Here is a 21,665-nt window from a genome sequence, read left to right on the forward strand (position 1 = left end):
CGGGGTCCAGCGCCTGACAGCCGAGCGCCCCCTGTCAGCTGAGGTTCTGCACCGGCCGCCGGGGCACCCAGCAGCGCACAGCGCGGCGGTACGCGCGGAACTGCTCGCCGAAGCGCTCCTCGAGGTCCGCCTCCTCGAGCGGGCGCACCGCGTGGTTCCAGACCAGCGAGCCCAGCAGCGCGTAGACGACGACCAGCCAGGAGGAGAGGAGGAGCCCCACCGCGACGCCCTGCGCGATGCCGGCGACCGCCATCGGGTTCCGCACCCAGCGGTACGGACCGGCGATCACGAGCCGGTTCGGCATCGCGCTCGGCAGCGGGGTGCCGTCGCCGAGCAGCGACATGGCCAGCGCCGACCAGATGCCCAGCGCGCTGGCCGCGACGAGCAGCACCGCGCCGAGCGGAGCGACGACCGGCGGCATCGGCACGCCCACGCCCCAGCGGGACTCCAGCAGCGCGATCACCGCCGGGATCACGGCGAGCGCCCCGCCCCAGAAGACGACGATCTGCGCGGCGGTCGCGGCCAGGTGCGCGAGCGGCGAGCGCCCGCGGGCGGCGAGGCGGAAGGCGAAGGGGCCGGAGGCGATCCAGCGGGTCGGGAGGCGGCCGGTGGTCAGGAGGAGGAGCGCGGCGACCGAGCCGCCCGCCGCGGCGAGCATCGCGAGGACACCCCAGCCCGCCTCCGTCGTGACCGTCGCGACGACGGCGAGCGCTGCGGCGACGAGGAGCGTCCAGACCGTCGCGACCCACGCCGCCCACCGCACGCCCGCCGCGGCCAGGGCCGAGGCGCCGACGAACAGCGGCAGGTCGAGGACCGCGATCGGCACCGGGTCGAGGGAGCCGAGCGTCGCCTCCCGCACGGCCGGCAGCAGGGCGACGCCGAGCCACCAGAGCGCGCCGCCGAGGGCCTGCACGGCGAAGTAGACCCGTCCCCAGCGCATGCGTGCACGGTACACGGCGCGAATATAGAGTGTCGCTAGGTATTCGGCGCGAGGCCGGATCAGGACCCGGCAGCGCTGCCGACCGAGAGGCTCACCATGACGAGCACCGTCGAATGGATCACGACCACCGAGTCCTCCCGTGGCAGCGGCAGGAGGACGTGCCGCTCACCGAGCTCCGCGGCATGCCGAACGTGATGATCGGCGTCGACGCCCCGCGCCAGCGGATCGACGGCATCGGCGGTTGCTTCAACGAGCTCGGCTGGGACGCGCTCTCCCTCCTGTCCGAGGAGGACCGCGAGCGGATCCTCCGCGACTTCTTCGCACCGGGTGCCGGTCTCAACCTCTCGCTCTGCCGCATGCCGATCGGCGCCAACGACTTCTCGCGCGACTGGTACTCCTTCGACGAGGTCGACGGAGACTTCGCCCTCGAGCACTTCGACGTCGCGAACGACCGCGGCACGCTGATCCCCTACATCCGCGCCGCGCAGCGCCACAACCCGGAGCTCCGGCTCTGGGCGTCGCCCTGGAGCCCGCCGACCTGGATGAAGACGAACGGGCACTACGCGGCCGCCCTGCCGTGGCCGGGCAGCGAGGTCGAGAACGGACTGCGCCCCGACCAGGTCGGCACCGAGGGCACCGACCTCTTCCGCGTCGACGACGACCGGTACCTCGGGCCTACGCCCGCTACTTCGCGCGGTTCGTCGAGGCCTACGGCGAGGAGGGAATCCGAGGTCGAGACCGTGATGCCGCAGAACGAGTTCAACTCGGCGCAGGTGTTCCCCGAGCTGCGTCTGGTCGGCGGAGGGGCTGGCGCGCTTCATCGCGGTGCTCGGCCCCGAGATGGCGCGACTCGGGGTGCGCGTGTTCCTCGGCACGCAGGAGCGGCCGCACGACGAGCAGATCGAGCTGGTGCTCGCGCATCCGGAGGCGGGGCAGTGGATCTCGGGAGTCGGGTTCCAGTGGGCGGGCAAGGGCGCGATCGCGGCCGTGCGGCACGCGCATCCGTCGCTCGCGCTCTACCAGACCGAGCAGGAGTGCGGCGACGGCCGGAACGACTGGCGCTTCTGCCGCTACGCCTGGGGGTTGATGAAGCACTTCTTCACGCAGGGAGTGGAGTCGTACGCGTACTGGAACCTCGCGCTGACGGAAGGCGGCGTCTCGCGCTGGGGCTGGGCGCAGAACTCGCTCGTGGTCGTCGATCCCGTGACGCGGACCGCGCGGTACGCACGAGTACTTCCTCCTGCGGCACGTCTCGCACTTCCTGCAGCCCGGCGCCCGCCGGCTCGACACCTTCAGCTGGACGGGGCACGAGAACCAGCTGGCGTTCGCGAACCCCGACGGCAGCACGGTGATCGTGCTGCAGAACGACCTCGGGACGCCGCTGCCGGTGTCGATCGTGGTGGGCGACGTCGCGCTCGCGCCGACGCTGCCCGCGGACTCGTTCTCGACGCTGGTGCTGCGGCCTGACCCGGCGACTCCTCGGAAGTCGTCGTACTCGGCCTCGAGTACGACAACTCCTGCGCACTCGATCCGCGCGCCCGACCCGAGTCCTCGGAAGTCGTCGTACTCGGGCTCGAGTACGACGACTTCTGCGGACTCGCGGCGAGCGCGTGAGCACGACTGAGGATTCTTCGCGACAGAACCCCCGCCTGACGGGTGCTCACGTCCCGACCCGCGCTCCTAGCCTGACCCCGATCGTGAGCGAGGACGGCCTCGCTCCACCGAGTGGGTCAGGGTCCGTCGTGAACCGTCGTTCTGCAAGAGTGGTCGCGCTGGCCGCGATCGCGACTCTCGCCGCATCACTCATCGGAGGCGTCATCCCGGATTCCGCGCAGGCCGCCGAGGCCACCCCCGCTCCCACCGTCGCCCTCGCCGCCCCCGCCCCCGCGGCGGGCTGGACGACCGTCTTCGCCGACGACTTCGACGGTGCCGCCGGCTCCCCGTCGGCGCGAAGTGGATCCACGAGATCGGCGTCTGGGGCACCGGCGCCGTCGACCGCACCACGGACTCCACGGCCAACGTCTTCCTCGACGGCGCCGGCAACCTCGGCATCCGCGCGCTGCAGGACGCGGCGGGCGGATGGACGTCCGGCCGCATCATCACCGCTGACAAGTCGTTCTCGGCTCCCGCCGGCGGCCAGCTGCTGATGACCGCGTCGATCCGCCAGCCGAACCCCGCTCAGGCCACCGGGTACTGGCCCGCGTTCTGGGCGCTGGGCCTGGACGAGCAGGGCGGGATCGACTGGCCGCGGACGGGCGAGATCGACATCCTCGAGGCGGTCAACGGCACCGGGCAGGTCACCCAGACCTTCCACTGCGACCTCGAGGACGGCGGCGAGTGCGAGGAGCCGTACGGGCTCACGAGCGGGTTCCAGGACTGCGACGGCTGCCTCACCGAGTTCCACACCTACTCCGCCCTCGTCGACCGCAGGGTCGCGGGGCAGGAGCGGCTGCAGTTCCTCGTCGACGGCGAGGTGCGCCACACGGTCGAGCAGACCCAGCTGAGCCCGGAGGCGTGGAGCGCCGCCATCGGCAACGACTACTTCCTGATCCTCAACCTGGCGATCGGCGGCGGGCTGCCCAACGGCGTCTGCGGCTGCGACAGCGCGGCGGCGCCGAAGTCGTCGGGAGGCACGATGAGCGTCGATCACGTCGCCGTCTACCGGTCGGAGGCCGCGGCCGAGATGGCGGCCCCGGACTCCCACGATCACCGGCACCGCCAAGGTCGGCTCGACCCTGACCGCCCAGCCCGGCACGTGGCAGCCGGCTCCGGTCGCCCTCTCGTACCAGTGGAGCGCCGACGGGGCCGACCTGGTCGGAGCGACTTCGCCGACGCTCGTGCTCGGCGCCGCCACCGCGGGCAAGCAGATCACGGTCGAGGTGACCGGCACGAAGACCGGCTTCGCGACCACGAGCCGCACGTCGCTGCCGACCGCGGCCGTCGGGACCGGGACGCTGACCGCCGCGACTCCGACGATCACGGGAACCGCGAAGGTCGGCTCGCTGCTCACCGCGAAGCCGGGAACGTGGGGGCCGTCCCCGGTGACGCTGAAGTACCAGTGGCGGGCGAACGGAGTCGCGATCAGCGGAGCGACCGCGGCGACCTACAAGCCGACGAGCCTGCTGGTCGGCCTGAAGATCACCGTGTCGGTGACCGGCTCGAAGACCGGCTACGCGAGCGTCACGCGGACGTCGACGGCCACGGCCGCCGTCGTCCGGTGACGCCTCGGGATCAGGACTCCTGGACCTCGCGGTGACGGCGCGGCACGATGCGCATGATCGCGGTGCCGGTGGCGATGAGGGCGAAGGCCGCCAGGCCGAACCACAGCGAGTTGAAGCCGGTCGACGCGAGGACCCCTGCGCCGGCGCCGGCCCCGAGGGCGGGCGAGAGATTGCTGTACATGGTCGGGTTCTTCCTTTCGATTCACCACGCGCGCTGACGGCGGGTCAGCGCATCGAAGTAGGCCTTGGTGTGCACGATCTGCAGGAACAGATCGAGGAACAGCTCGTACATCGAGGCGGCGAGGAGCATGTGCTTCCACCCGCGGTCGCGCACCGTGACGATGCGCTCGACGACGAAGATGAGGGTGATGCCGAGCCAGAACGGCTGGATCGAGAGCTGGCCGAGCGCGAGGGCGTAGATCACGGTCGCGAGGTACACGTAGGTGATCACGCAGCCGGCCATGGTCAGCAGCTGACGGCCCCAGTAGGGCCAGGTGACGCGGGTGAGCCCGTACTGGACGCAGTTCTCGACGGCGCCCGCGCTTCCAGCGCAGGCGCTGGTGCCAGAGCTCCTTCCACGTGGGCAGCTGACCTCGGTGACGAGGGTGCAGCCCGCGGGGGCTGAGCACGTCGTAGCCGAGGTGCTTGATCGCGAAGGTGAGCTCGTTGTCCTCGGTCAGCACCGTGGTGTCGTAGATGCCGCCGCGGCCGTCGCCCGCGGGAGCGTCCCGGCGCGCCGGGCCTGGCTGATCTCGCGGAGCAGTCCGCCCTTGAGCACGGCGGCGGTGCCGGTGACGACCAGGCACTTGCCGTTCAGGCGCCGCACGTCGCGGGCGTAGCGGGCGTACTCGTTGCGCTGCAGGTGGCCGACGACGCCGCCGCTCGGGGTGCCGCGGAACACGCCGCCGACGGCGCCGATCCGCTTGATGCCGACCTTGAGGCGGGCGATCGCGAGGAAGTCGGGGTCCAGGGCCGAGTCGGCGTCCTGCACGAGGACGAGGTCGTCGTCCTCGAGCTCGAGCAGCAGCACCTCGAGGAACTGGTTGAGCGCGCCGGCCTTCTTGTCGGTGTTGCCGACGGTCGCGAAGACCTCGGCGCCCTCCTCGAGAGCGATGCGCGCGGTGCCGTCGGTGCAGTTGTCGGTGACGACGACGATGCGGTCGGGCGGGAGGTCTGGTTCTGCAGTCCGTGGATGGCGGCGGCGATGCCGGCCTCCTCGTTGTGCGCGGGGAGGACGGCGACGAGGCGTCCGACCACCGAGGGACGCGTGGCGTCCAGCGGTGGCGGTGGCGGTCCGGCGCACGGGAGCGGGGGTCTCGGCCTTCGCCTTCCCGGTCGGGGCATCGGCGAAGCGCACGGGGAGCGGCGGGGCGCCCGCCGCCGCCAGCGACCGGAACGGCGCGGCGGGGGTCAGGGCGCGGGCGGTCGCCGTGGGGGCGGTCGCTCGTGTCGGTGCTCCGGACGCAGGGGTCGTCCGGGCAGCGGGCATCACGCCCGCAGAGTGCGCTGTCAAGGCCAGGGGTCCTTCACTCGATCGGATGGAACGCGCACCGATGACCGTCGTGAGGCGATTCGGGTCGCCGGACGACGGGTGAGGGGGGACCGGCCGTCGCTCGGGGGAAGCGTTGCGGTCTGTACCAGATCACGGAGCATCGGGTTGCTCGATGATCAAGCTACTGCGCCGGACGGTGAAGAATCAGCAAAAAGTTTCACCCCCGGATGGGGCGCGTGAGGGGGTTGCCATCGAGAAGGCTCTCGGGATTGATTCGCGGTGCTTGTCGAGAGCTCCGGCATTTCTCGGGGACGGCCTTGCGGATAACGGCGCATCAGCCATTCGCGTCACGTGTGCAGAAGACGTGGGAGAAGCGTGGAGAAGTCACTCCGGAATGCAATGCTCTCACGCTCGGGAGAAATGATCGTTCTCTGCTTCGATCACTCTTCCTGATGAGGAGTCGGACCTGGCGGAGAACGATTGTTCTCCGGGCCGTTCCGCACGCTGACGAGTAGCGCCGAAAGATCTTCTGACCAGCTCATTCGTGTCCGCTTCAACCTCCCCGACCGCTCCGGAGTCGCCGTCGACGCGGATCAGCAGCGCCTCTCGACTCGAATTCGCATTCCTCGCCGCCGCTCATCGACAATCGGGCGCGAGCAGTGCGGTCCCGCCCCCGCAGGGCCGCTCGAAAGGAGTGCTGGCGCCCGATTCCCCCGTACCCGCCGCCGAATTCCGCCGAGGAGAGCAACGTGAGCGCGAATGCCGTCCCTGGAGGCGCGGAACGCCCTTCCCGAGAGATCGCTCTCACAATCCGAGAGGCATGACGCGTCACGTCGGAAGACCGTCGCCGGACGTCGCTCCGCTCGGCGTGTCGCGGGAGCGCGTTCGGCGTGTCGCGAGCCCGGAAGGACGCCGCCACGGTGGCGCGCCCCGGTCGCGGACCCCCTTTTGAGACGCAGCGCCGGTCCCCATTGCCCGGGCGCGGAGCGTGACGATAGCTTGCGAAGACCGTTCCACTCCTTGTCGGTCCCCGGCATCCGGTCGCATCGTCGCGTCTCGCCGCGAGCGAACGGGCCCTCCGACGAGGACGTCGACGGTCCGATCCGGCCCTCTCGAGAAAGCCGACACGATGTCGTCAACGCTCCTTTTCTCCTCTCTCGGCACCTCTGCGGTGGTGGCCCCGTGAAGATCTCGCGCCGCTCCCGCCTCGCCCTGATCACCGCCGCGCTGATCGCCGGGTCCGCGGGCCTCACCCCCGCACTCAGCGCCGCTGCCGCTCCCTCCGCCTCGACCGCCGTCACCCGCGACGCCGACGGCCCCGTCGGCGCCGTCGTCTCCGAACCAGCGACGCCACCGCGAGCGACACCGCTCTCGGCCTCGATCGCAACGACGTCACCGTCGAGCGGAAGACCCAGCCCGCAGCCGGCGGCGCCTTCGCCTTCGCCCCTGTGCCCGTCGAGATCGGCGACACCCTCGAGGTCTGGGCCGCGAGCTCCGCGAACGTGCAGTACCGCTACCGGGTCACCGCGCAGTCGTGCGGAGGCACCGCCACGCCGACCCCGACGCCGACCGGCACCGCCGTCCCGACGCCGGAGCCCACCGCGACGGCCACCCCGACCGCGACGCCCACGGCCACTCCGACGGCGACGCCCACCGGCACTCCGACCGCGACGCCCACTGCGACGCCGACGCCCGGGGCCCGGTGACCGTCACCCGCATCGCGGGCACCGACCGCCAGGACACCGCCGCGAAGGTCTCGGCCGCGACGTTCGCCGCGAACGTGCCCGTCGTCTTCGTCGCCACCGGCGGCAGCTTCCCCGACGCACTCGCCGCCGCTCCGGCTGCCGCGAAGCAGAACGGACCGCTGCTGCTGGTCGACCGCGACTCCATGTCGCAGCCGGTCCGCGACGAGCTGCGCCGCCTCAAGCCGAGCAAGATCGTCGTCGTCGGCTCCGACCTGAGCATCAGCGAGCGCCTCGCCACCGAGCTCGCCGCCTACGCGAAGACCGGTGAGGTCCAGCGCATCGGAGGCGTCGACCGCTACGACACCGCCGCCCAGCTCGTCGAGGCCGCCTTCCCGAAGGGCTCCTCGCAGGCCTGGCTCGCCACCGGCGAGGTTCCCCGACGCCCTCGCCGCCGCCGCCGCGGCCGGCTCGGTCCGAGCACCCGTCCTTCTCATCAACGGTGGACAGAGCACCGTCGACGACCGCACCCGGTCGCTCGTGCGGGGACTCGGCGTCAAGAAGCTGACGATCGCCGGCGACCCGCTGTCGGTCAGCACCGGCATCGAGACCTCGTTCGGCATCACGCCCGTCCGCATCGGAGGCGTCGACCGCTACGACACGTCGGTCCTGCTCAACCGCGACGCCTTCACCGCCGCGTCGACGGTCTACCTCGCCACCGGCGAGAAGTTCCCCGACGCCCTCGCTGGAGCGAACGCCGCCGGCTTCACCCGGAACCCGCTCTACACCGTCAAGCCCGACTGCGTGCCGCAGGCCGTGCTCGACGACATCGAGACCCTGGGCGCGACCAAGGTCGTGCTGCTCGGCGGCACGAACACCCTGTCCGAGGGAGTCGCGTCGCTGACCGCCTGCCGCTGATGCGGTATTGAGTCACCCGCGCCGAGGGCCGGGGTCGCCGAAAGTGGCGACCCCGGCCCTTCGCCTGCACAAGGGCCCCTGCACGCGAGCAGAGGCTCGCACCCACCCTCGCTGATCGAGCAGCCCGCGCAGCGCGGCGTATCGAGATCCTCCACCGCCAGCAGAACGGCCTCCCGATCACGTGGGTCTCGATACGCCCCTTCGGGGCTACTCGACCAGCAGAGGGCGCGCACCCGACCCCCGCCCGCACCGCGGGCATAACCAGCAGAGGGCGCGCACCCGACCCCCGCCCGCACCGCGGGCGTAACCAGCAGAGGGCGCGCACCCGACCTCCCGCCCGCACCGCGGGCGTAACCAGCAGAGGGCGCGCGCACCGACCCCTGGCCCGCACCGCGGACGTATCCAGCAGAGGGCGCGCACTCGACCCTGGCCCGCACAGCGGGCGTATCCAGCAGAGGCACGCACCCGACCCCTGCTGATCGAGTAGCCCGCGCAGCGGCAGATCGAGATCCCCACCGCCAGCAGAACGGCCTTCCGATCACCCGGGTCTCGACGAGCCCCTCCGGGCTGCTCGACCAGCAGAGAGCGCCCACCCGAAGGCGCGGTGGACGCCCCGCGTCAGGCCGCAGGCCGTGACGCGTCGAGGGCGTCGAAGACCGCGGCGTTCAGCGCGAACGCGAGGCGCGCCTCCGCCACCATCGCATCGAGCGCAGGCGCCGGCAGCGGCAGCTCGTCGAGCTGCGCGCGGTAGGCGCGCTTGAAGTGCACGGCGTTCTCGATCGCATCGAAGCGGAAGAACGCCAGCTGCTCGGCGGTCGCTCCGTAACGGCGCGCCATCATCGTCGCGATCGCCTGGCCGCCCGAGAGGTCGCCGAGGTAGCGCGTGTAGTGGTGCGCGAGGTGCAGCATCCCGTCGTCGTCGCCGAAGGAGGCGATCCGCGCCGCGTACCGCGCCGTCGCATCGAGAGGCACGACTGCCGACGGATCGACGCCGAGCGCGTCGAGCGAGGCGCGAAGTGCCGTGACCCGGTGCACCGCGGTGTCGTGCAGCAGCGCCGGATCGGCGGCGGACGGAACGCGCCGCTCGAGCGCGTCGTAGACGGGGAGGAGCTGCGCGAGGTAGCGGGCGAACTCGTCGAGCGAGAGCCCGCCCTGCATCAGCGCGGTGATGTAGCCGGCGCGATTCTGCATGCCGGTGCTCGTCCGACGTCGCCTCGCGGAGCGCTGCGGCTACGCCGAGGCGGCGCCGACGCAGGGGTCGCGGAAGGGGCGGAGGTCGCGGTGGCAGCGGTCACGAACGGCTCGTCTCGTCGGGGTCCAGGTCCCGCGGCGAGCGGGCGAAGCTAGGTGCTAGCATTAGCTAACTTTTGACCCCAGCCCCCGCACGGGGCACCCGCAGCGAAGGCGAGACCGTGCCCTCCTCCCCCGCCGTTCCGCCGGTCGCGTCGTCGCCGTCCTCGCCGCGATCGCCCTCCTGGCCGGCTGCTCCTCGGCGAGCACCGCCGCCGACGGCGCCCCGTCGCCGCGCCTGGCCGACGTCACCCCGCTCGCCGAGCCGCGCACCGCGACCGGCCCCTGACCGCGCGGATCGACGCCGCGTCCGCCGATCCGATCACCACAGGCACCCAGGCCCTGCCCGCGAGCATCGTCGACGCCCAGGGCACCGCCGTCACCGTCACCGACACCTCGCGGATCCTCGCCCTCGACCTCTACGGCTCCACTTCCCGCCTCGTCTTCGAGCTGGGCATGGGCGACCTGTCGTCGGCCGCGACGTCTCGAGCGACTTCGCCGAGATCGCCGACCGCCCGCTCGTCACGCAGAACGGGCACGACCTCAACGCCGAGGCGATCCTCGACCTGGCCCCCACCGTGATCCTCACCGACCTCGAGCCTGGGCCTGCGGGACACGGTGCTGCAGATGCGCGACGCGGGGATCCCGGTGGTCGTCGTCGGCTCCGACCGCTCGATCGCCACGATCCCGACCCTGGTCGGCGAGGTCGCCGCGGCCCTGGGCGTCGCCGAGCGCGGGGCCGAGCTCACCGCGCGCCTCAGCGCCTCCGTCGACGAGACGATCGCCCGGATCGACGCCGTCGCGCCTGCCGACCCCGCCCAGCGCCTGCGCATCGTCTTCCTCTACGTGCGCGGCCAGTCCGGCGGTCTACTACCTCTTCGGCGAGGGCTCCGGCGCCGACGACCTCGTCCGCTCGCTCGGCGGGATCGACGTAGCCGCGGAGATAGGCTGGGAGGGCATGCGCCCGCTCACCGACGAGGGCCTCGTGGCCGCCGCTCCCGACCTCGTGCTGATGATGACCGGCGGGCTCGAATCGGTCGACGGAGTCGACGGGCTGCTCGAGGCCGTGCCCGCGCTCGCGCAGACCCCCGCCGGGCAGAACCGCCGCATCGTCGACATGGCCGACACGCAGATCCTGGAGCTTCGGACCCGACACCCCGCGCACGCTCGAGGCGCTCGGCGGTCGCGATCTACGCGCCGGACAGCACCCGATGACGGCGGTCGCCGCTCCCGCCCGCCTCGGTCGACCGGCGCTCATCACCGCCGGCGCTCACCGGCGCCCTCGTGGTGGTCGCCGTCGTCTCGGCAGGTCTCGGGCAGCTGGCCGTCCCGCCCGCGCAGATCCTCGGATCGATCGCGCAGCACCTCAACGACGCGCTCGGCGTGCGCCTGCTGCCGGTGCTCGAGCTGCCTGCGCACGTCAACGGCGACGCGACCCTGTGGGCGATCCGGTTCCCGCGGATCGCGATGGCGGCGGTCGTCGGCGCCGCGCTGGCGGTCGGCGGCGCGGTCATGCAGGGTGTGTTCCGCAATCCGCTGGCCGAGCCCGGTGTCGTGGGCGTCTCCTCCGGAGCGGCCCTGGCGGCGAGCGCGGTCATCGTCTTCGGGCTGAACGTCTTCGGGCCGCTCACCGCACCTGTCTTCGCCTTCGTCGGAGGCCTCGCCGCGACGCTCCTCGTCTACCTGACCGCCCGCGCCGGCGGCCGCACCGAGGTCGTCACCCTCGTGCTCACGGGCATCGCGGTGAACGCGGTCGGAGGCGCGGGCATCGCGCTGATGACGTTCCTCGGCACCACGCAGCAGCGCGAGCAGATCGTCTTCTGGCAGCTCGGCTCGCTCAACGGCACGCGCTGGCAGGACGTGGCGATCGTGCTGCCGATCACCGTGGTGGGAGTCTTCGCCGCCGCCCTCCCTCGCGCCGCCTCGACCTGCTGGCCCTGGGCGAGCAGGCGCAGCACCTCGGCGTGCCGATCGAGCGCACCCGCATCGTCGCGATCGTGGTCGTCGCTGCGCTCACCCTCGGCCGCCGTCGCCCTCTGCGGCATCATCGCGTTCGTCGGACTCGTCGTGCCGCACCTCCTGCGCATGCTGCTGGGCCCCGCGCACCGCGCGCTGATCGGCACGAGTGCGATCGGAGGCGCGCTGCTGCTGGTCTGCGCCGACGCGGTCGCGCGGACGGCCGTCCCCTACGCCGACCCGCCGATCGGCATGCTGACCGCGATCGTCGGCGGTCCCTTCTTCTTCTGGCTGCTGCGCCGGGCGCGGGTGCGGTCGGGAGGGTGGGCATGAGCGGGGGTCCGGGCGCGAGCGCGAGCCGGGTCGAGGGTGCAGGCGCTGACCGTCGAGCGGGGCGCAGCTCCGGCCCCCGATCACGGCGAGCGGATGCGCGCCACCGGCGTCGGCCTCTCCTACGGCGCGCGCTTCGTGCTCGATGGCGTCGACCTGCGCCTGCACCGCGGCGAGTTCGTCGCGCTCGTCGGACCCAACGGCGCCGGCAAGTCGACGCTCCTCTCGGTGCTCGCGGGTGACTCCGCACCGCAGACCGGCACGCTGGACCTCGACGGCCGCTCACCCGCTCCTACCGCGCCCCCGATCTCGCGCGACTGCGCTCGGTGCTGACGCAGTCGAACGACGTGTCGTTCCCCTTCACCGTGCTCGAGGTCGTCGAGATGGGCCGGGCGCCCCGGAGCGGCGACGGGACCGCGGTGATCGAGCGCGCGCTCGAGGACGCCGAAGTCGCCGCGTTCCGCGACCGCCGCATACCCGAGCTGTCGGGCGGCGAGCGGGCCCGCGTGGCCTACGCCCGCGTCCGCGCGCAGGAGTGCGACCTCGTGCTGCTCGACGAGCCCACCGCCAGCCTCGACATCCGCCATCAGGAGCGGCTGCTCGGCCAGGTCCGCGCACACACCGAGTCGGGCGGCTCGGCCGTGGTGGTGCTCCACGATCTGGGGCTCGCCGCCGCGTACGCCGACCGCGTCGTCGTGCTCGAGGGCGGACGCGTCCGCGCCGACGGCCCGCCCGCGGTCGCGCTGACGACCGAGCTGCTGAGCGAGGTGTACCGGCATCCGATCCGGGTGGTCGTCGAGGACGACGGCTCGGTGTCGATCCGGCCGGAGCGGGCGCTGCGGACCGGCGCCGACCTCGCGTCCCCCTCCCCGCTCCCCCGATCGGAGACCCTCGATGACCCGCACCCCGCGCACCCTCCTCCTCGCCGCCGCCCTCGGCATCGCGGTGGCCGCGACTCCGCTCGTCGCCCCCGCCGCGTCGGCCGCCGGCTCGGTGTCGGTGTCCTTCGCCGACGGGGCGAGTGCCGCCGACCCCGACTACGCCACGTCGATCACGGTCTCGGGCCGCGGCTTCCAGTCGATCCAGGGCGGCTTCGGCGGCGTCTACGTACTGTTCGGCTGGGTGTCGGGCGCCGGCTGGGGGCCGAGCAGCGGCGGCGAGGTCGGCACCGACTACCGCTACGTCCCCGACTCCGAGTCGAAGGACAACGCGGGCTTCGAGCGCTTCGTCGCGTTCCCGGGCAGCGAGACGGAGTCGGCCGCGAACGGCGTGCTCACGGCCGACGGCTCCTTCAGCGTCGACCTCACGATCCCGTCGGCGCGCTTCGAGGCGCAGGACCGCGCGGGCGAGGTCACCACCGTCGACTGCCCGAGGTGCAGTGCGGAGTGATCACGATCGGCGCGCACGGGGTGAAGAACGCGAACAACGAGACGTTCACGCCGGTGTCGTTCGCGGCGCCGGCGGCCGGCGCGGCCCCCGATCCCGCGGCGGGCGCGGCCCCCGCCGCGGGGTGCTTCGGAGGCGTCGCCCACCGAGGCGCCCGCAGCCGGCTCCGCGCGCGTCGGCTAGCACCGCCTCCTCCGCCGTCGCCGGCAACGCGCTCGCCTTCACCGGCCAGGGCTTCGCCGTGTCCGAGCAGGTCGTCGCGACCCTCGACGACGGAGTCGTGGCCGTCGGCCCGCTCACGGCCGGCACCCGCGGCGAGGTGGCCGGGGTGCTTCCTGCCGGGCGACCTGCGCGGAGGCACGCACCTGCTGACGCTGACCGGGGCCGCCTCCGGAGCGGTCGCCGAGAGCGAGCTGACCGTGGTGGGAGCGTCGGCCGCGTCGGTGCCGAGCGCGGCGGCGGAGCCGGAGGTGCCGGTGTGGCTGTACGTGGCGCTCGGGATCGCGCTGCTGATCGCGGCGGGGCTCGTGCTGGCGAGTGTCGTGGTGGGGATCGTGAGGGGGGTTCGTCGACGGCGGGCGCGGAAGCGAGCGGGTGCGGGTGGGTCGTCGGAGACGGCCGGTGGGGGCGCGGCGGTGGCGCCGGATACCCGGATCGCTGCGTCGAGCGCGACTCCCGTGGAGGCGACTCCGGAACCGGATGGCGCCGCCCCTCCTCTCTCCCCCGGACGCCCCCACCGAGGAGCTCTCCACCGCCCGCCGTCTGCCGGCCCGCGAGACGGCGGACGCGCGATGAAGCGGCTCGGATCCTCCTCCGCCGCCGCCCTGACGCTCGGGCTCGCCCCAGCCGCGGCAGCCGAGGAGGGAGTCGACATCGACGTGTCCGTGCCGAGCGGCACCTCCGCCGGCTTCGGCGACATCACCAACGCCGAGCTGCGCTGGGGCCTCAACCGCGAGTCCTCGGGCGGCGCCTTCGCCGGCGGCTGCAACTTCCTCAGCGCCGGCGTCGCCGGGAACAGCGGAGGCGCGCGCGTCTGGTCCGAGTCCGACGGGCTGTACGCCGCCGAGGCCGGGGCCGTCTCGATCGAGAAGGCGACCGCGGCCAGCGGATGGACGCGCGCCTCCTTCGCGACCCGCTGCACCGATCCCTCCGGCGTACCCGTCACCGCGTCCTCGCTCGCCCGAGCACCCAGTCGCAGGTCGTCGTCGACGGCGGGCGCGGGCTCCGTCTCGGCCGACGGCTCTCACACTGCGCTGGAGCGGCTCCTTCACCGTCGCCTTCTACGGCGGCATGACCTACTGGAGCGCGAGCGACCCCGTGCTCTCGCTCGACGCCGCGGGGAACGGCCGGCTGACCGCGACTGCGAGCGGCTACGGCACCTCGATGGAGGACACCTCGCTCTGGCGCCCGCTGCCCGCGACCGAGATCGTGCTCGCGGAGGTGCGCGGCGCTCCGCTCGGCGACGGCGGCTTCAGCGCGGTGCCCGAGTACCTCGGCGTCGCGAGCCAGACCGGCGGCCAGGCCCCGCGAACCGCCGAGAACACGGCGCACTGGGGGTCGTTCCCGGCGAGCTTCCTGCAGTTCCAGGTGCAGACGGGGCAGGCCGGGTATTGGCTGACGACCGGTGGGACGCGGGACGCGGCGAAGCCGGCGACCGCGCTGCTCGTGAACTTCGACGCGTCGGCTCCGGCGGTGGTGGCGGCTCCGGAGTCGGGGGCGGGCGGATGCGGCGGGGCCGGTGAACGAGGCGGCGCAGCGGCCGGCGGGAGCGGGGGCCGCGGCGGGTGCCGGGGCGGGTGCGGGTGCCGCTGCCGCTCCGGCCGCGCAGGCTGCCGCGGGGCTCGTCGCCGAGACGAGCACCGTCGTCCGCGACGGCGGCGGACTCGTCCCCGAGGCGGTCGCGAGCTCCGGACTCCTGCCGCTGCTGATCGGCGCCCTCGCGCTGGCGGTGTTGATCGCCGCGCTCGCCGTCCTGCACCTCTCGGGCCGCCGCGTGCTGCCCTGGCGCCGCCCCGCGCCTCCGGAGTGACGGTTCGCCCGGCTGCCCGCCCCCACTGTCCAGAAGTTGCGGTAAGCGCGAGCAGTCACCGCAGCTTCTGCGGAACCGACGCCTCCCGGGCCCGCGCCTCCCGCCTCCACAAGTTGCGGGAAGTGCGAGCGGATACCGCAACTTCCGCGGAACCCGTGCCCGCGTCCCTCGTGGTGCTCGGGCACCCTCCGCCTCACCCACTCCGCAGAAGTCGTCGTACTCGACGCCGACTACGACAACTCTCGCGGACTCGACGCCGCGCTGCCGGGCCCGCGGGACACCCTCCGCTCGCCCCGCCCCGACTACGCAGAAGTCGTCGTACTCGGCACCCGACTACGACGACTTCTGAGGACTCCGACCCCACCCGCGGCTCGCGCCGCCGACGACCCGCGCCCGTCACGCGGCCCGCGCACCCCGCCGTCGCCGCCGCACCAGCAGCACCACCGTCACCACTCCCGCCGCCAGCACCAGCACGATCAGCAGCGTCGCCACCGGCACCGCGGCCAGCGCGAAGTCCGCCGTCACCGGGTCCAGAGTCGCCGCGCCGAAGCCCACGCTCGTCGGCTGCAGACTCACCGAACCCGACAGCCACAGCAGCGCGCCCACTCCGCCGAGCTCCTCGCGCACGTCGATCGTCGACCCGGGCATCACCTCCGGCAGCTGCCTCTGCGCCGACACCCCCGCGACCCCCAGCGGACCGGCGACCGCCGTGTCGGCCAGCGCGGTCACCCGCGTGTTGCCGGTGTTGCCCACCGAGTAGTCGACGGTCACGAATCCGGTTGCGAACGGGTTCCAGACCCCCGAGAACGCGACCACCGGATCCGACAGCTCGAGCGAGGGCACGAGCTCGCCCGAGACGCGAAGTTGCAGACGGGTGCCGAGGCGCCGGTCGATCTGAACCTGCGAGTCCGGGTCCTCGACGCGGAGCGACGTGACGATGCCCGCCGGATGATCGCCGGGCCGCGCATCCGCCGGCACCGTGACCGTGAACGGCACCGCCGCCTCCTGCCCCGGCACGAGGATCACGGAGGAGGTCGCGAGAGTGATCCAGGTGCCCGCGTCCTCGGAGGCGGTGCCCGCGGTCAGCACGTCGATGCCGCCCTCGCGGGTGGTGAACGCGTCGGCCGGGTAGACGTCGAGGACCAGCTCGATCGCTCCAGTCGCTTGCGCACCGAGATCGAGTCCTCGACCACGGCGCCGGGGTCGAGGGAGTAGTCGAAGTTCGCGCGGGTGGTACCGGAGGCGTCCGCGGTCGGACCGACGCTCCATGCGGGGCCGTCGGCGGCAAAGGCCGGGGCGAGCGGGAGCACGGCAGGCCGCGGCGCTCAGGGAGGCGGCGGCGAGGAGGGCGGGGAATCGGCGCATGGGTCGTCTCTGCAGTGTCGATGCCGGAACGGCGGAAGGAAGGAGTGGGCGGACTCGGAAGCCCGGTCCCGCGGCGCGCTCGTCGTCGAGGCGGGCGCGGGAACGGGGCGGACCGCCCTCCGTGTCGAGAGGACGGCCCGCCCCGGGCGGGAGTCAGCGCGGCTGGCCCCGCACCGGATCGTCGGCGCGGGTCACCCCGCACCGGAGGATCAGCGCGGGTCACCCCGCGCCATCAGCGCAGGATCAGCCCAGCGCCGTGACGGTGAGCGTCGCCGAGTAGTCGCCCGCGGGCGTCGTCGTCGGGATCACGAGGCGCAGCGCCGCGTCGACGTCGGCGCTGGCCGCGGCGGTGCTGGAGGCGAGCGTCGCCGCGTCCGACAGGCCCGCGCCGCTCTCGAGGGTCGAGCCGACGGCCGCTCCCGCGACCACTCCGCTGCCCGCGTTGCCGACCGACGGAGTCCAGCCGAGGTAGCCGGCGTCGAAGCCGCCCGAGGCCGACGCGAAGTCGCTGACCGAGCCCGAGATGCTCCAGCCGAACGGAGTCGTGCCGCCGGAGCGCGTGTCGGTCACCGCGATGGTGTTGAGCGCGCCGGTGGCGACGAACGTCGATCCGGCCTGGGTGGCCGTGCCGAGGCTGACCGCGTCGGTGCTCTCGAACGCCCAGCCGAAGCTGCCGGTGGCGGGCGGAGCCGTCACCGCCGGCACCTGCACCGTGATGTCCTGCTCACCGGGCGCGGGCTCGGTGGGCGTCGTCGGCGGGGTGGTCGGAGGAGTCGTCGGAGGCGTGGTGGGCGGCGTGGTCGGAGTCGTCGCCGGCGTCAGGCTGTAGTCCACGGTCAGCGGGGCGGCGGGCTTCGCCGCGTCGCGCGATCCGCCCGAGCTGTACCAGTAGCTGCTCTGACCGGTCAGGTTCTGGAAGTCGACGAAGCTCTGCGGGAACGAGCCCCAGGTCGCTCCGGTCGTCGTCTGCGGAGTGCCCGCCGTGGTGACCGCGACGCCCAGGTAGTCGGGAGTGACCGTGAAGCCGTCGTCGTCGGCCGAGGCGTTCGAGATGTCGGCGAGCACGATGGTCTGCGGAGCGACCGGCACCCACTTGGTCTGGTCGTTCATGTCGGTGCCGTAGCCGCTCGCCGTGGCGGTGAGCTGCCCGTTGCCGGAGCCGTCGATCTCGAGCACGGGGTCGCTGGCGCTCCAGTAGGTGAGTCCGCCGTAGAACGCGACCGTGAAGGAGCCGTCCCACTCGATCTCGGTGGATCCGTCGGCCGCGACGGTGCCGGTGCCGTTGTCGAAGACGACCGCGTTCTTGGTGAGCGAGGTTGCGGAGGCGGCCGTGACGGGCGTGCCCGCCGGCGTCTGGCACTTGGTCGCCCAGCTGGTGGGCACGAGCGCGCCCGACGCGTTCGGCTTCACGACCGAGACGTTCCCCTCGGACTGCTTGTAGAAGCCGTCGGCCTCGGTCCACACGCGCGAGCTGCCGGTGTCGCCGGCCGTCCCCGCGCTGAGGAAGTTGCAGCCGCCGAAGAACGCGCCGCCCCCGGCCTCATTGCTGAGTCCCCAGGTGAAGGAGGCGTCGGTGATGGTGCCGGGCGAGGCCGCGGCGGAGGCGCTGGGCGCGAACGCGAGCGCCCCGCCGGCCAGGGCGATCGTGGCGAGCAGCGCGGCGGACGCGCGGGCGGCTCGGGGTCGTAGTGGATCCACGGATGAAGGTCCTCTCTGAGGGCTGGGTTAGGGTCGCCTCACCTTACTTAGGGTGTGCTTAGTAAGGCAAACCTTCCCTGGGAGGAAGGCGCTCGTGGTGGCATAGTCCACACCGCCTTCGGAGTGCACTGCTGGGCGCCCGGCGGCCGATACGCCAGGAAGGCCCGGACCCTCGCGCTCGGCGCAACCCAGGCAAGCCCAGCTGCCCCGGGCGGGCCGGCGGATGACGCGCTGTTCTCTTCGCAGTGCCGCCTCTATGGTGAGCGGATGACCCTCGAACGGCCGTGTTCTGCGGCAGTGCCGATACGCCACAGATCACGCAGGAGTAACACGATGGCGCTCTATCGAGTATCGAACGACGCCCTGGAGTCGGTCGCTAAGACCACTTTCTCGGACCTGGCCCTGCGGGAGCGAGACGATCTCCAGAAGCTCCTCCTGTTCGAACCTCGGAGTTCTGGATGACGGCCTCCTCCTGGTCGCGGAGGAGTACGGGAGCTTCGAGGGATCGCAGCGCCGGATCGACCTGCTCGCGGTCGATCGTGCCGCTCGTCTCGTCGTCATCGAGCTGGAAGCGCACCGCCGATGGCGGCCACATGGAACTGCAGTCCCTGCGTTACGCGGCGATGGTCTCGACCATGACCGTCGAGCATCTCGTCGAGACGTACGCGACGACGCACTCCGTCGCCGCGGACGAGGCCCGAGAACTCTAGAGGAATGGGTGGACGAAGGCGAGCTGATCACCCTCTCGAGCCGCGTTCGCATCGTCCTCGCCTCAGCCGACTTCAGCACCGAGATCACAGCAACCGTCCTCTGGCTCTTACAGGAGTACGGGGTCGACATCTCCTGTTTCCGGCTCGTGCCCTACGTCCTCGGCGGGGAAACACTCCTCGATGTCCAGCGGATCATCCCTTTGCCCGAAGCCACCGACTTCCAGATCCAGCAACGGGCCAAGGGAGCGGCATCCGCTGCGAAGGAAGCGCGGCCGGCGGCCGCGACTACACGAAGTACGACATCACCGTGGAGGAGCGCCGCTACTCCACGCTCAGCAAGCAGAGCGCGGTGCGCACGGTCATCGAGGAACTCTCCCGAAGGGGCGTCGCTGTCCAATCGCTCCGGCAGGTCCTCTTTCCCAACAGGTGGATCCCGGTGTCCCCCGAGGAGCACGAGACACCGGAGCAGGCATTCCGACGCGAGCACCCCTCACGCGGCAATCACTACTGGTTCGATCTGGATCTGACCGACAGCGAGGGCACGTGGATCGTGCCGCGACTCGGCGGCACCCTGACGGAGCGCCTTCCTCGCGGATCTGCAGGAGGTCGCGCCAAGTGACGTCAATGTGACCTGGGAGCCCGTCGCTCCCTGATGCCGTGGCACCGAACCCGCGTGCCCGCCCACGACTCGCTCGCTGTATGCCTCCGTCCCCGCCGTTCCAGCTGGACTTCTCCGTGCCGAAATCGTGCTTCGAACCGACGGAACCTGAACTGCATCGGTTCGACAGGAGAAGCGCTCGGCGCGACCGGGAAAGACTATTTCCCGCACCCTTCGGCCGTAGCGTCCGAGGTGGTCGGTATGGTCGTCTCAGGTACAGACATGGACGGAATGCGGTACAGGGTGATCAACGAGCGCGCCGGGTTGGGCAGAGCCAGAGAAAGGTTCGCCAAGGCTGCGGACGAGATCGGCGCCCTCGCACGGACCACCTCCGCACATCTAACCGAACAGGCCGACGGGCTGAAGCACTCCGCGGTGGACAAGATCGGGGCACGGCATCTGCACTCGTACGAGGAGCTGACTGCGGAGTACAACGAAGCGTTTACGGCGATGAGCGGACAAGGGCATGTCCCTCCTTCGCCAACGCGAGCGGGCGACGGATCTGATCGGCCTGGTGGAACTACTGCTGAACAGCATCGCCAATACCCCGAAATCGTTTGAGGTCGACTTCGAAGAGATCGATCTTCACCGGGCAGAGTTCCTGGGCGAGGAGGAGTTCGCTCGACAGGATCTAGCAGCGGCACGAAAGTCGGCGACCGGCGCCGGAGTCGGGGTCACTGCCGGGACAGCCATCGCGGGCGTGGCACCGACCGCCGCGATATGGATCGCGACGACATTCGGCACCGCCTCCACCGGTGCGGCCATCTCGACTCTCTCCGGAGCCGCAGCCAGCCAGGCTGCTCTCGCGTGGCTCGGAGGCGGTGCGCTCGCGGCCGGCGGCGGCGGAACAGCAGCTGGAGGAGCCGCTGCTCGCGCTCGCCGGCCCCGTTGGTTGGACACGTCGCCGGCGCGGCTCTCTTGACGTCCGTCACTCTCTTCACGAGGAAGAAGTTCGAGACTCGCGAGGCGAAGAAGCAGACCATCACCGCGCTCCAGTACAACGTTGCTCGCGTGAGGCGGATCGACGCCCAGATCGGAGAGCTCCTTCAGCGCACCATATCCATGCGCGAACTGCTCATGACCGCCTACAGCGACGCTGTACCGACGTTCGGCGTCGACTTCCCGATCCCTGAACGTGTCGCAGCAGTCCCAGCTCGCCGCGCTGGTCAACAACACGAGAACCTGCGCCGCACTCTTGAATAGACGCGTCGATCAGGACCCAGTCGGTGAGTGACGCCGCTGCGTCCGCGAAGAGGATTCAGGAGCAAGCGGTCGCCGCCTGGATCGATCACCTCAAGCGGATCAGGTTCGAGAACGTGCTGAGCGCCCTGAACCGACAAGACGAGAACCTCCGAAACGCTCTCGACAGCATCAGCGGTGCGCTCAGCCAGATCGCGGAAGAAGTGGTGGGTACCAACCGCGGAGGCGAGCACGGTATGCACGGCTTCATCGCCGAGGTCGCCGAGGTCGGGATCGGCAACGCGCGTAGCGCCATCCTCGGGGAAGACCCTCCTATCGATGGGTCAACGACAACGGACCAGTGGATCTCCTCCGCAGCGGCGTGCGGATTCAGCAGAAGTTCGTTGCGGCTGGAGGCCGCTTGGGGCTCGGGGCAGTCGCCGAGCACCTGCAGAGATACCCCGACTTCGTCAAGAACGGCGGGAAGTACCAGCTCCCTCGTGATCCACTACGAGCTCATCCGAACGCTGAACGAGACCTCAGCCGAGGACGCAGGTGCGTTTCTGCTTCGAAGCGGTGAGGGACCCTCCTACAGGGACTGGAAGAGGGTGCACCTCCTTCTTCTCAGCAGGATCCATCGACATCGAAGCCCTCGAGCCGGCGCACCTCGAAGTACAGGCAAGTGCAGCGCGGGAGTTATCGCGAGACATTGGAGGCGGAACAGCAAGCACTCGGAGCCGTCGACCAGTCGGTGAGGGACAGAGCCCTGCAGGAGAACCGCCCCACAGCGACGGAAGCCGCTCGAGCAACT

22 protein-coding genes and 2 pseudogenes are annotated in these 21,665 nt (G+C 71.8%); 17 read left to right on the top strand and 7 right to left on the bottom strand.

Features of this window, described 5'->3' with window-relative positions; genetic code table 11:
• Nucleotides 1–34 precede the first annotated feature (34 nt).
• The gene (locus tag AC0CII_RS13320) at nucleotides 35–940 is read right to left on the bottom strand and encodes a methyltransferase family protein (RefSeq protein WP_465227433.1); all 906 of its coding nucleotides are present in this window, start codon (nucleotides 938–940) and stop codon (nucleotides 35–37) included.
• A gap of 158 nt (nucleotides 941–1,098) precedes the next feature.
• Here AC0CII_RS13320 and AC0CII_RS13325 point away from each other — a divergent pair, with 158 nt between their 5' ends.
• The 4 genes from AC0CII_RS13325 to AC0CII_RS13340 all read left to right on the top strand — a co-directional run bounded on the left by AC0CII_RS13325 (nucleotide 1,099) and on the right by AC0CII_RS13340 (nucleotide 4,196).
• Nucleotides 1,099–2,292, top strand: coding sequence for a hypothetical protein (locus AC0CII_RS13325; RefSeq protein WP_465229711.1), 1,194 nt, complete (start codon nucleotides 1,099–1,101; stop codon nucleotides 2,290–2,292).
• Nucleotides 2,259–2,564 carry a glycoside hydrolase family 30 beta sandwich domain-containing protein gene (locus tag AC0CII_RS13330; RefSeq protein ID WP_465230909.1) on the top strand — a complete coding sequence of 102 codons (306 nt, stop codon included), beginning with the start codon at nucleotides 2,259–2,261 and terminating at the stop codon, nucleotides 2,562–2,564. Before AC0CII_RS13325 ends, AC0CII_RS13330 begins: the two co-directional genes overlap by 34 nt.
• 139 nt (nucleotides 2,565–2,703) lie before the next feature.
• Nucleotides 2,704–3,087 carry a hypothetical protein gene (locus tag AC0CII_RS13335; RefSeq protein ID WP_465229712.1) on the top strand — a complete coding sequence of 128 codons (384 nt, stop codon included), beginning with the start codon at nucleotides 2,704–2,706 and terminating at the stop codon, nucleotides 3,085–3,087.
• Nucleotides 3,087–4,196, top strand: coding sequence for a LamG domain-containing protein (locus AC0CII_RS13340; RefSeq protein WP_465229713.1), 1,110 nt, complete (start codon nucleotides 3,087–3,089; stop codon nucleotides 4,194–4,196). The genes AC0CII_RS13335 and AC0CII_RS13340 overlap by 1 nt, the downstream gene beginning before the upstream one ends.
• Here the strand turns inward: AC0CII_RS13340 and AC0CII_RS13345 are convergent.
• From AC0CII_RS13345 to AC0CII_RS13355, 3 genes are all read right to left on the bottom strand, one after another.
• Nucleotides 4,172–4,342: a hypothetical protein gene (locus AC0CII_RS13345; RefSeq protein ID WP_207407022.1), complete on the bottom strand. Its 171-nt coding sequence runs from the start codon at nucleotides 4,340–4,342 to the stop codon at nucleotides 4,172–4,174. The two genes, AC0CII_RS13340 and AC0CII_RS13345, sit on opposite strands and share 25 nt — an antisense overlap.
• A gap of 21 nt (nucleotides 4,343–4,363) precedes the next feature.
• Entirely contained in the window at nucleotides 4,364–4,612 is a 249-nt protein-coding gene (locus AC0CII_RS13350) for a hypothetical protein (protein ID WP_465229714.1), read from the bottom strand.
• Between the two features lie 225 nt (nucleotides 4,613–4,837).
• The gene (locus AC0CII_RS13355) at nucleotides 4,838–5,674 is read right to left on the bottom strand and encodes a glycosyltransferase (protein ID WP_465229715.1); all 837 of its coding nucleotides are present in this window, start codon (nucleotides 5,672–5,674) and stop codon (nucleotides 4,838–4,840) included.
• A 1,427-nt stretch (nucleotides 5,675–7,101) separates the two neighbouring features.
• On the opposite strand from AC0CII_RS13355, the gene AC0CII_RS13360 reads away from it, so the two are divergent.
• From AC0CII_RS13360 to AC0CII_RS13370, 3 genes and pseudogenes are all read left to right on the top strand, one after another.
• Complete coding sequence (locus tag AC0CII_RS13360) at nucleotides 7,102–7,359, top strand: hypothetical protein (RefSeq protein ID WP_465229716.1); 258 nt, start codon at nucleotides 7,102–7,104, stop codon at nucleotides 7,357–7,359.
• Nucleotides 7,356–7,460, top strand: a pseudogene (locus tag AC0CII_RS13365) (cell wall-binding repeat-containing protein); the annotation flags it as partial. The gene AC0CII_RS13360 and the pseudogene AC0CII_RS13365, both read left to right, overlap by 4 nt.
• 202 nt (nucleotides 7,461–7,662) lie before the next feature.
• Nucleotides 7,663–8,253 (top strand): cell wall-binding repeat-containing protein, encoded by a 591-nt coding sequence (locus tag AC0CII_RS13370; RefSeq protein WP_465230910.1) that lies wholly within the window; start codon nucleotides 7,663–7,665, stop codon nucleotides 8,251–8,253.
• Nucleotides 8,254–8,871: 618 nt separating this feature from the next.
• Here AC0CII_RS13370 and AC0CII_RS13375 read toward each other — a convergent pair.
• On the bottom strand, nucleotides 8,872–9,444 hold the full coding sequence (locus tag AC0CII_RS13375) for a biliverdin-producing heme oxygenase (RefSeq protein WP_465229717.1): 573 nt from the start codon (nucleotides 9,442–9,444) through the stop codon (nucleotides 8,872–8,874).
• Between the two features lie 904 nt (nucleotides 9,445–10,348).
• Between AC0CII_RS13375 and AC0CII_RS13380 the strand changes: the two are divergent.
• The 5 genes and pseudogenes from AC0CII_RS13380 to AC0CII_RS13400 all read left to right on the top strand — a co-directional run.
• Nucleotides 10,349–10,603: pseudogene (locus AC0CII_RS13380) on the top strand (hypothetical protein); the annotation flags it as partial.
• 224 nt (nucleotides 10,604–10,827) lie between these two features.
• Nucleotides 10,828–11,832: a FecCD family ABC transporter permease gene (locus AC0CII_RS13385; protein WP_465229718.1), complete on the top strand. Its 1,005-nt coding sequence runs from the start codon at nucleotides 10,828–10,830 to the stop codon at nucleotides 11,830–11,832.
• Nucleotides 11,833–11,868: 36 nt separating this feature from the next.
• Complete coding sequence (locus tag AC0CII_RS13390) at nucleotides 11,869–12,162, top strand: ATP-binding cassette domain-containing protein (protein WP_465229719.1); 294 nt, start codon at nucleotides 11,869–11,871, stop codon at nucleotides 12,160–12,162.
• 14 nt (nucleotides 12,163–12,176) lie between these two features.
• On the top strand, nucleotides 12,177–14,957 hold the full coding sequence (locus AC0CII_RS13395) for an ATP-binding cassette domain-containing protein (protein ID WP_465229720.1): 2,781 nt from the start codon (nucleotides 12,177–12,179) through the stop codon (nucleotides 14,955–14,957).
• On the top strand, nucleotides 14,954–15,244 hold the full coding sequence (locus AC0CII_RS13400; RefSeq protein ID WP_465229721.1) for a hypothetical protein: 291 nt from the start codon (nucleotides 14,954–14,956) through the stop codon (nucleotides 15,242–15,244). Before AC0CII_RS13395 ends, AC0CII_RS13400 begins: the two co-directional genes overlap by 4 nt.
• Before the next feature lie 396 nt (nucleotides 15,245–15,640).
• Here the strand turns inward: AC0CII_RS13400 and AC0CII_RS13405 are convergent, their stop codons facing one another.
• Together AC0CII_RS13405 and AC0CII_RS13410 are read right to left on the bottom strand one after the other, a co-directional pair.
• On the bottom strand, nucleotides 15,641–16,609 hold the full coding sequence (locus tag AC0CII_RS13405) for a DUF916 domain-containing protein (RefSeq protein ID WP_465229722.1): 969 nt from the start codon (nucleotides 16,607–16,609) through the stop codon (nucleotides 15,641–15,643).
• Between the two features lie 243 nt (nucleotides 16,610–16,852).
• Nucleotides 16,853–18,307: a hypothetical protein gene (locus AC0CII_RS13410; RefSeq protein WP_465227421.1), complete on the bottom strand. Its 1,455-nt coding sequence runs from the start codon at nucleotides 18,305–18,307 to the stop codon at nucleotides 16,853–16,855.
• Nucleotides 18,308–18,765: 458 nt separating this feature from the next.
• Here AC0CII_RS13410 and AC0CII_RS13415 point away from each other — a divergent pair, with 458 nt between their 5' ends.
• From AC0CII_RS13415 to AC0CII_RS13435, 5 genes are all read left to right on the top strand, one after another.
• Nucleotides 18,766–19,017 carry a hypothetical protein gene (locus tag AC0CII_RS13415; protein ID WP_465229723.1) on the top strand — a complete coding sequence of 84 codons (252 nt, stop codon included), beginning with the start codon at nucleotides 18,766–18,768 and terminating at the stop codon, nucleotides 19,015–19,017.
• A gap of 436 nt (nucleotides 19,018–19,453) precedes the next feature.
• The gene (locus tag AC0CII_RS13420; protein ID WP_465229724.1) at nucleotides 19,454–19,636 is read left to right on the top strand and encodes a hypothetical protein; all 183 of its coding nucleotides are present in this window, start codon (nucleotides 19,454–19,456) and stop codon (nucleotides 19,634–19,636) included.
• A gap of 505 nt (nucleotides 19,637–20,141) precedes the next feature.
• The gene (locus AC0CII_RS13425; RefSeq protein ID WP_465229725.1) at nucleotides 20,142–20,597 is read left to right on the top strand and encodes a hypothetical protein; all 456 of its coding nucleotides are present in this window, start codon (nucleotides 20,142–20,144) and stop codon (nucleotides 20,595–20,597) included.
• On the top strand, nucleotides 20,594–20,878 hold the full coding sequence (locus AC0CII_RS13430) for a hypothetical protein (protein ID WP_465229726.1): 285 nt from the start codon (nucleotides 20,594–20,596) through the stop codon (nucleotides 20,876–20,878). The genes AC0CII_RS13425 and AC0CII_RS13430 overlap by 4 nt, the downstream gene beginning before the upstream one ends.
• 23 nt (nucleotides 20,879–20,901) lie before the next feature.
• Nucleotides 20,902–21,609, top strand: coding sequence for a hypothetical protein (locus tag AC0CII_RS13435; protein ID WP_465229727.1), 708 nt, complete (start codon nucleotides 20,902–20,904; stop codon nucleotides 21,607–21,609).
• Nucleotides 21,610–21,665: the final 56 nt, after the last annotated feature.

Source organism: Rathayibacter sp. AC182, from assembly GCF_979253875.1.

What these genes read in the sequence shown, in the direction of transcription:
- AC0CII_RS13320 (WP_465227433.1), bottom strand. Translation starts at nt 940, where the DNA reads ATGCGCTGGGGACGGGTCTACTTCGCCGTGCAGGCCCTCGGCGGCGCG.
- AC0CII_RS13340 (WP_465229713.1), top strand. Translation starts at nt 3,087, where the DNA reads ATGACCGCGTCGATCCGCCAGCCGAACCCCGCTCAGGCCACCGGGTAC.
- AC0CII_RS13345 (WP_207407022.1), bottom strand. Translation starts at nt 4,342, where the DNA reads ATGTACAGCAATCTCTCGCCCGCCCTCGGGGCCGGCGCCGGCGCAGGG.
- AC0CII_RS13375 (WP_465229717.1), bottom strand. Translation starts at nt 9,444, where the DNA reads ATGCAGAATCGCGCCGGCTACATCACCGCGCTGATGCAGGGCGGGCTC.
- AC0CII_RS13405 (WP_465229722.1), bottom strand. Translation starts at nt 16,609, where the DNA reads ATGCGCCGATTCCCCGCCCTCCTCGCCGCCGCCTCCCTGAGCGCCGCG.
- AC0CII_RS13415 (WP_465229723.1), top strand. Translation starts at nt 18,766, where the DNA reads ATGACGGCCTCCTCCTGGTCGCGGAGGAGTACGGGAGCTTCGAGGGAT.
- AC0CII_RS13425 (WP_465229725.1), top strand. Translation starts at nt 20,142, where the DNA reads ATGTCCCTCCTTCGCCAACGCGAGCGGGCGACGGATCTGATCGGCCTG.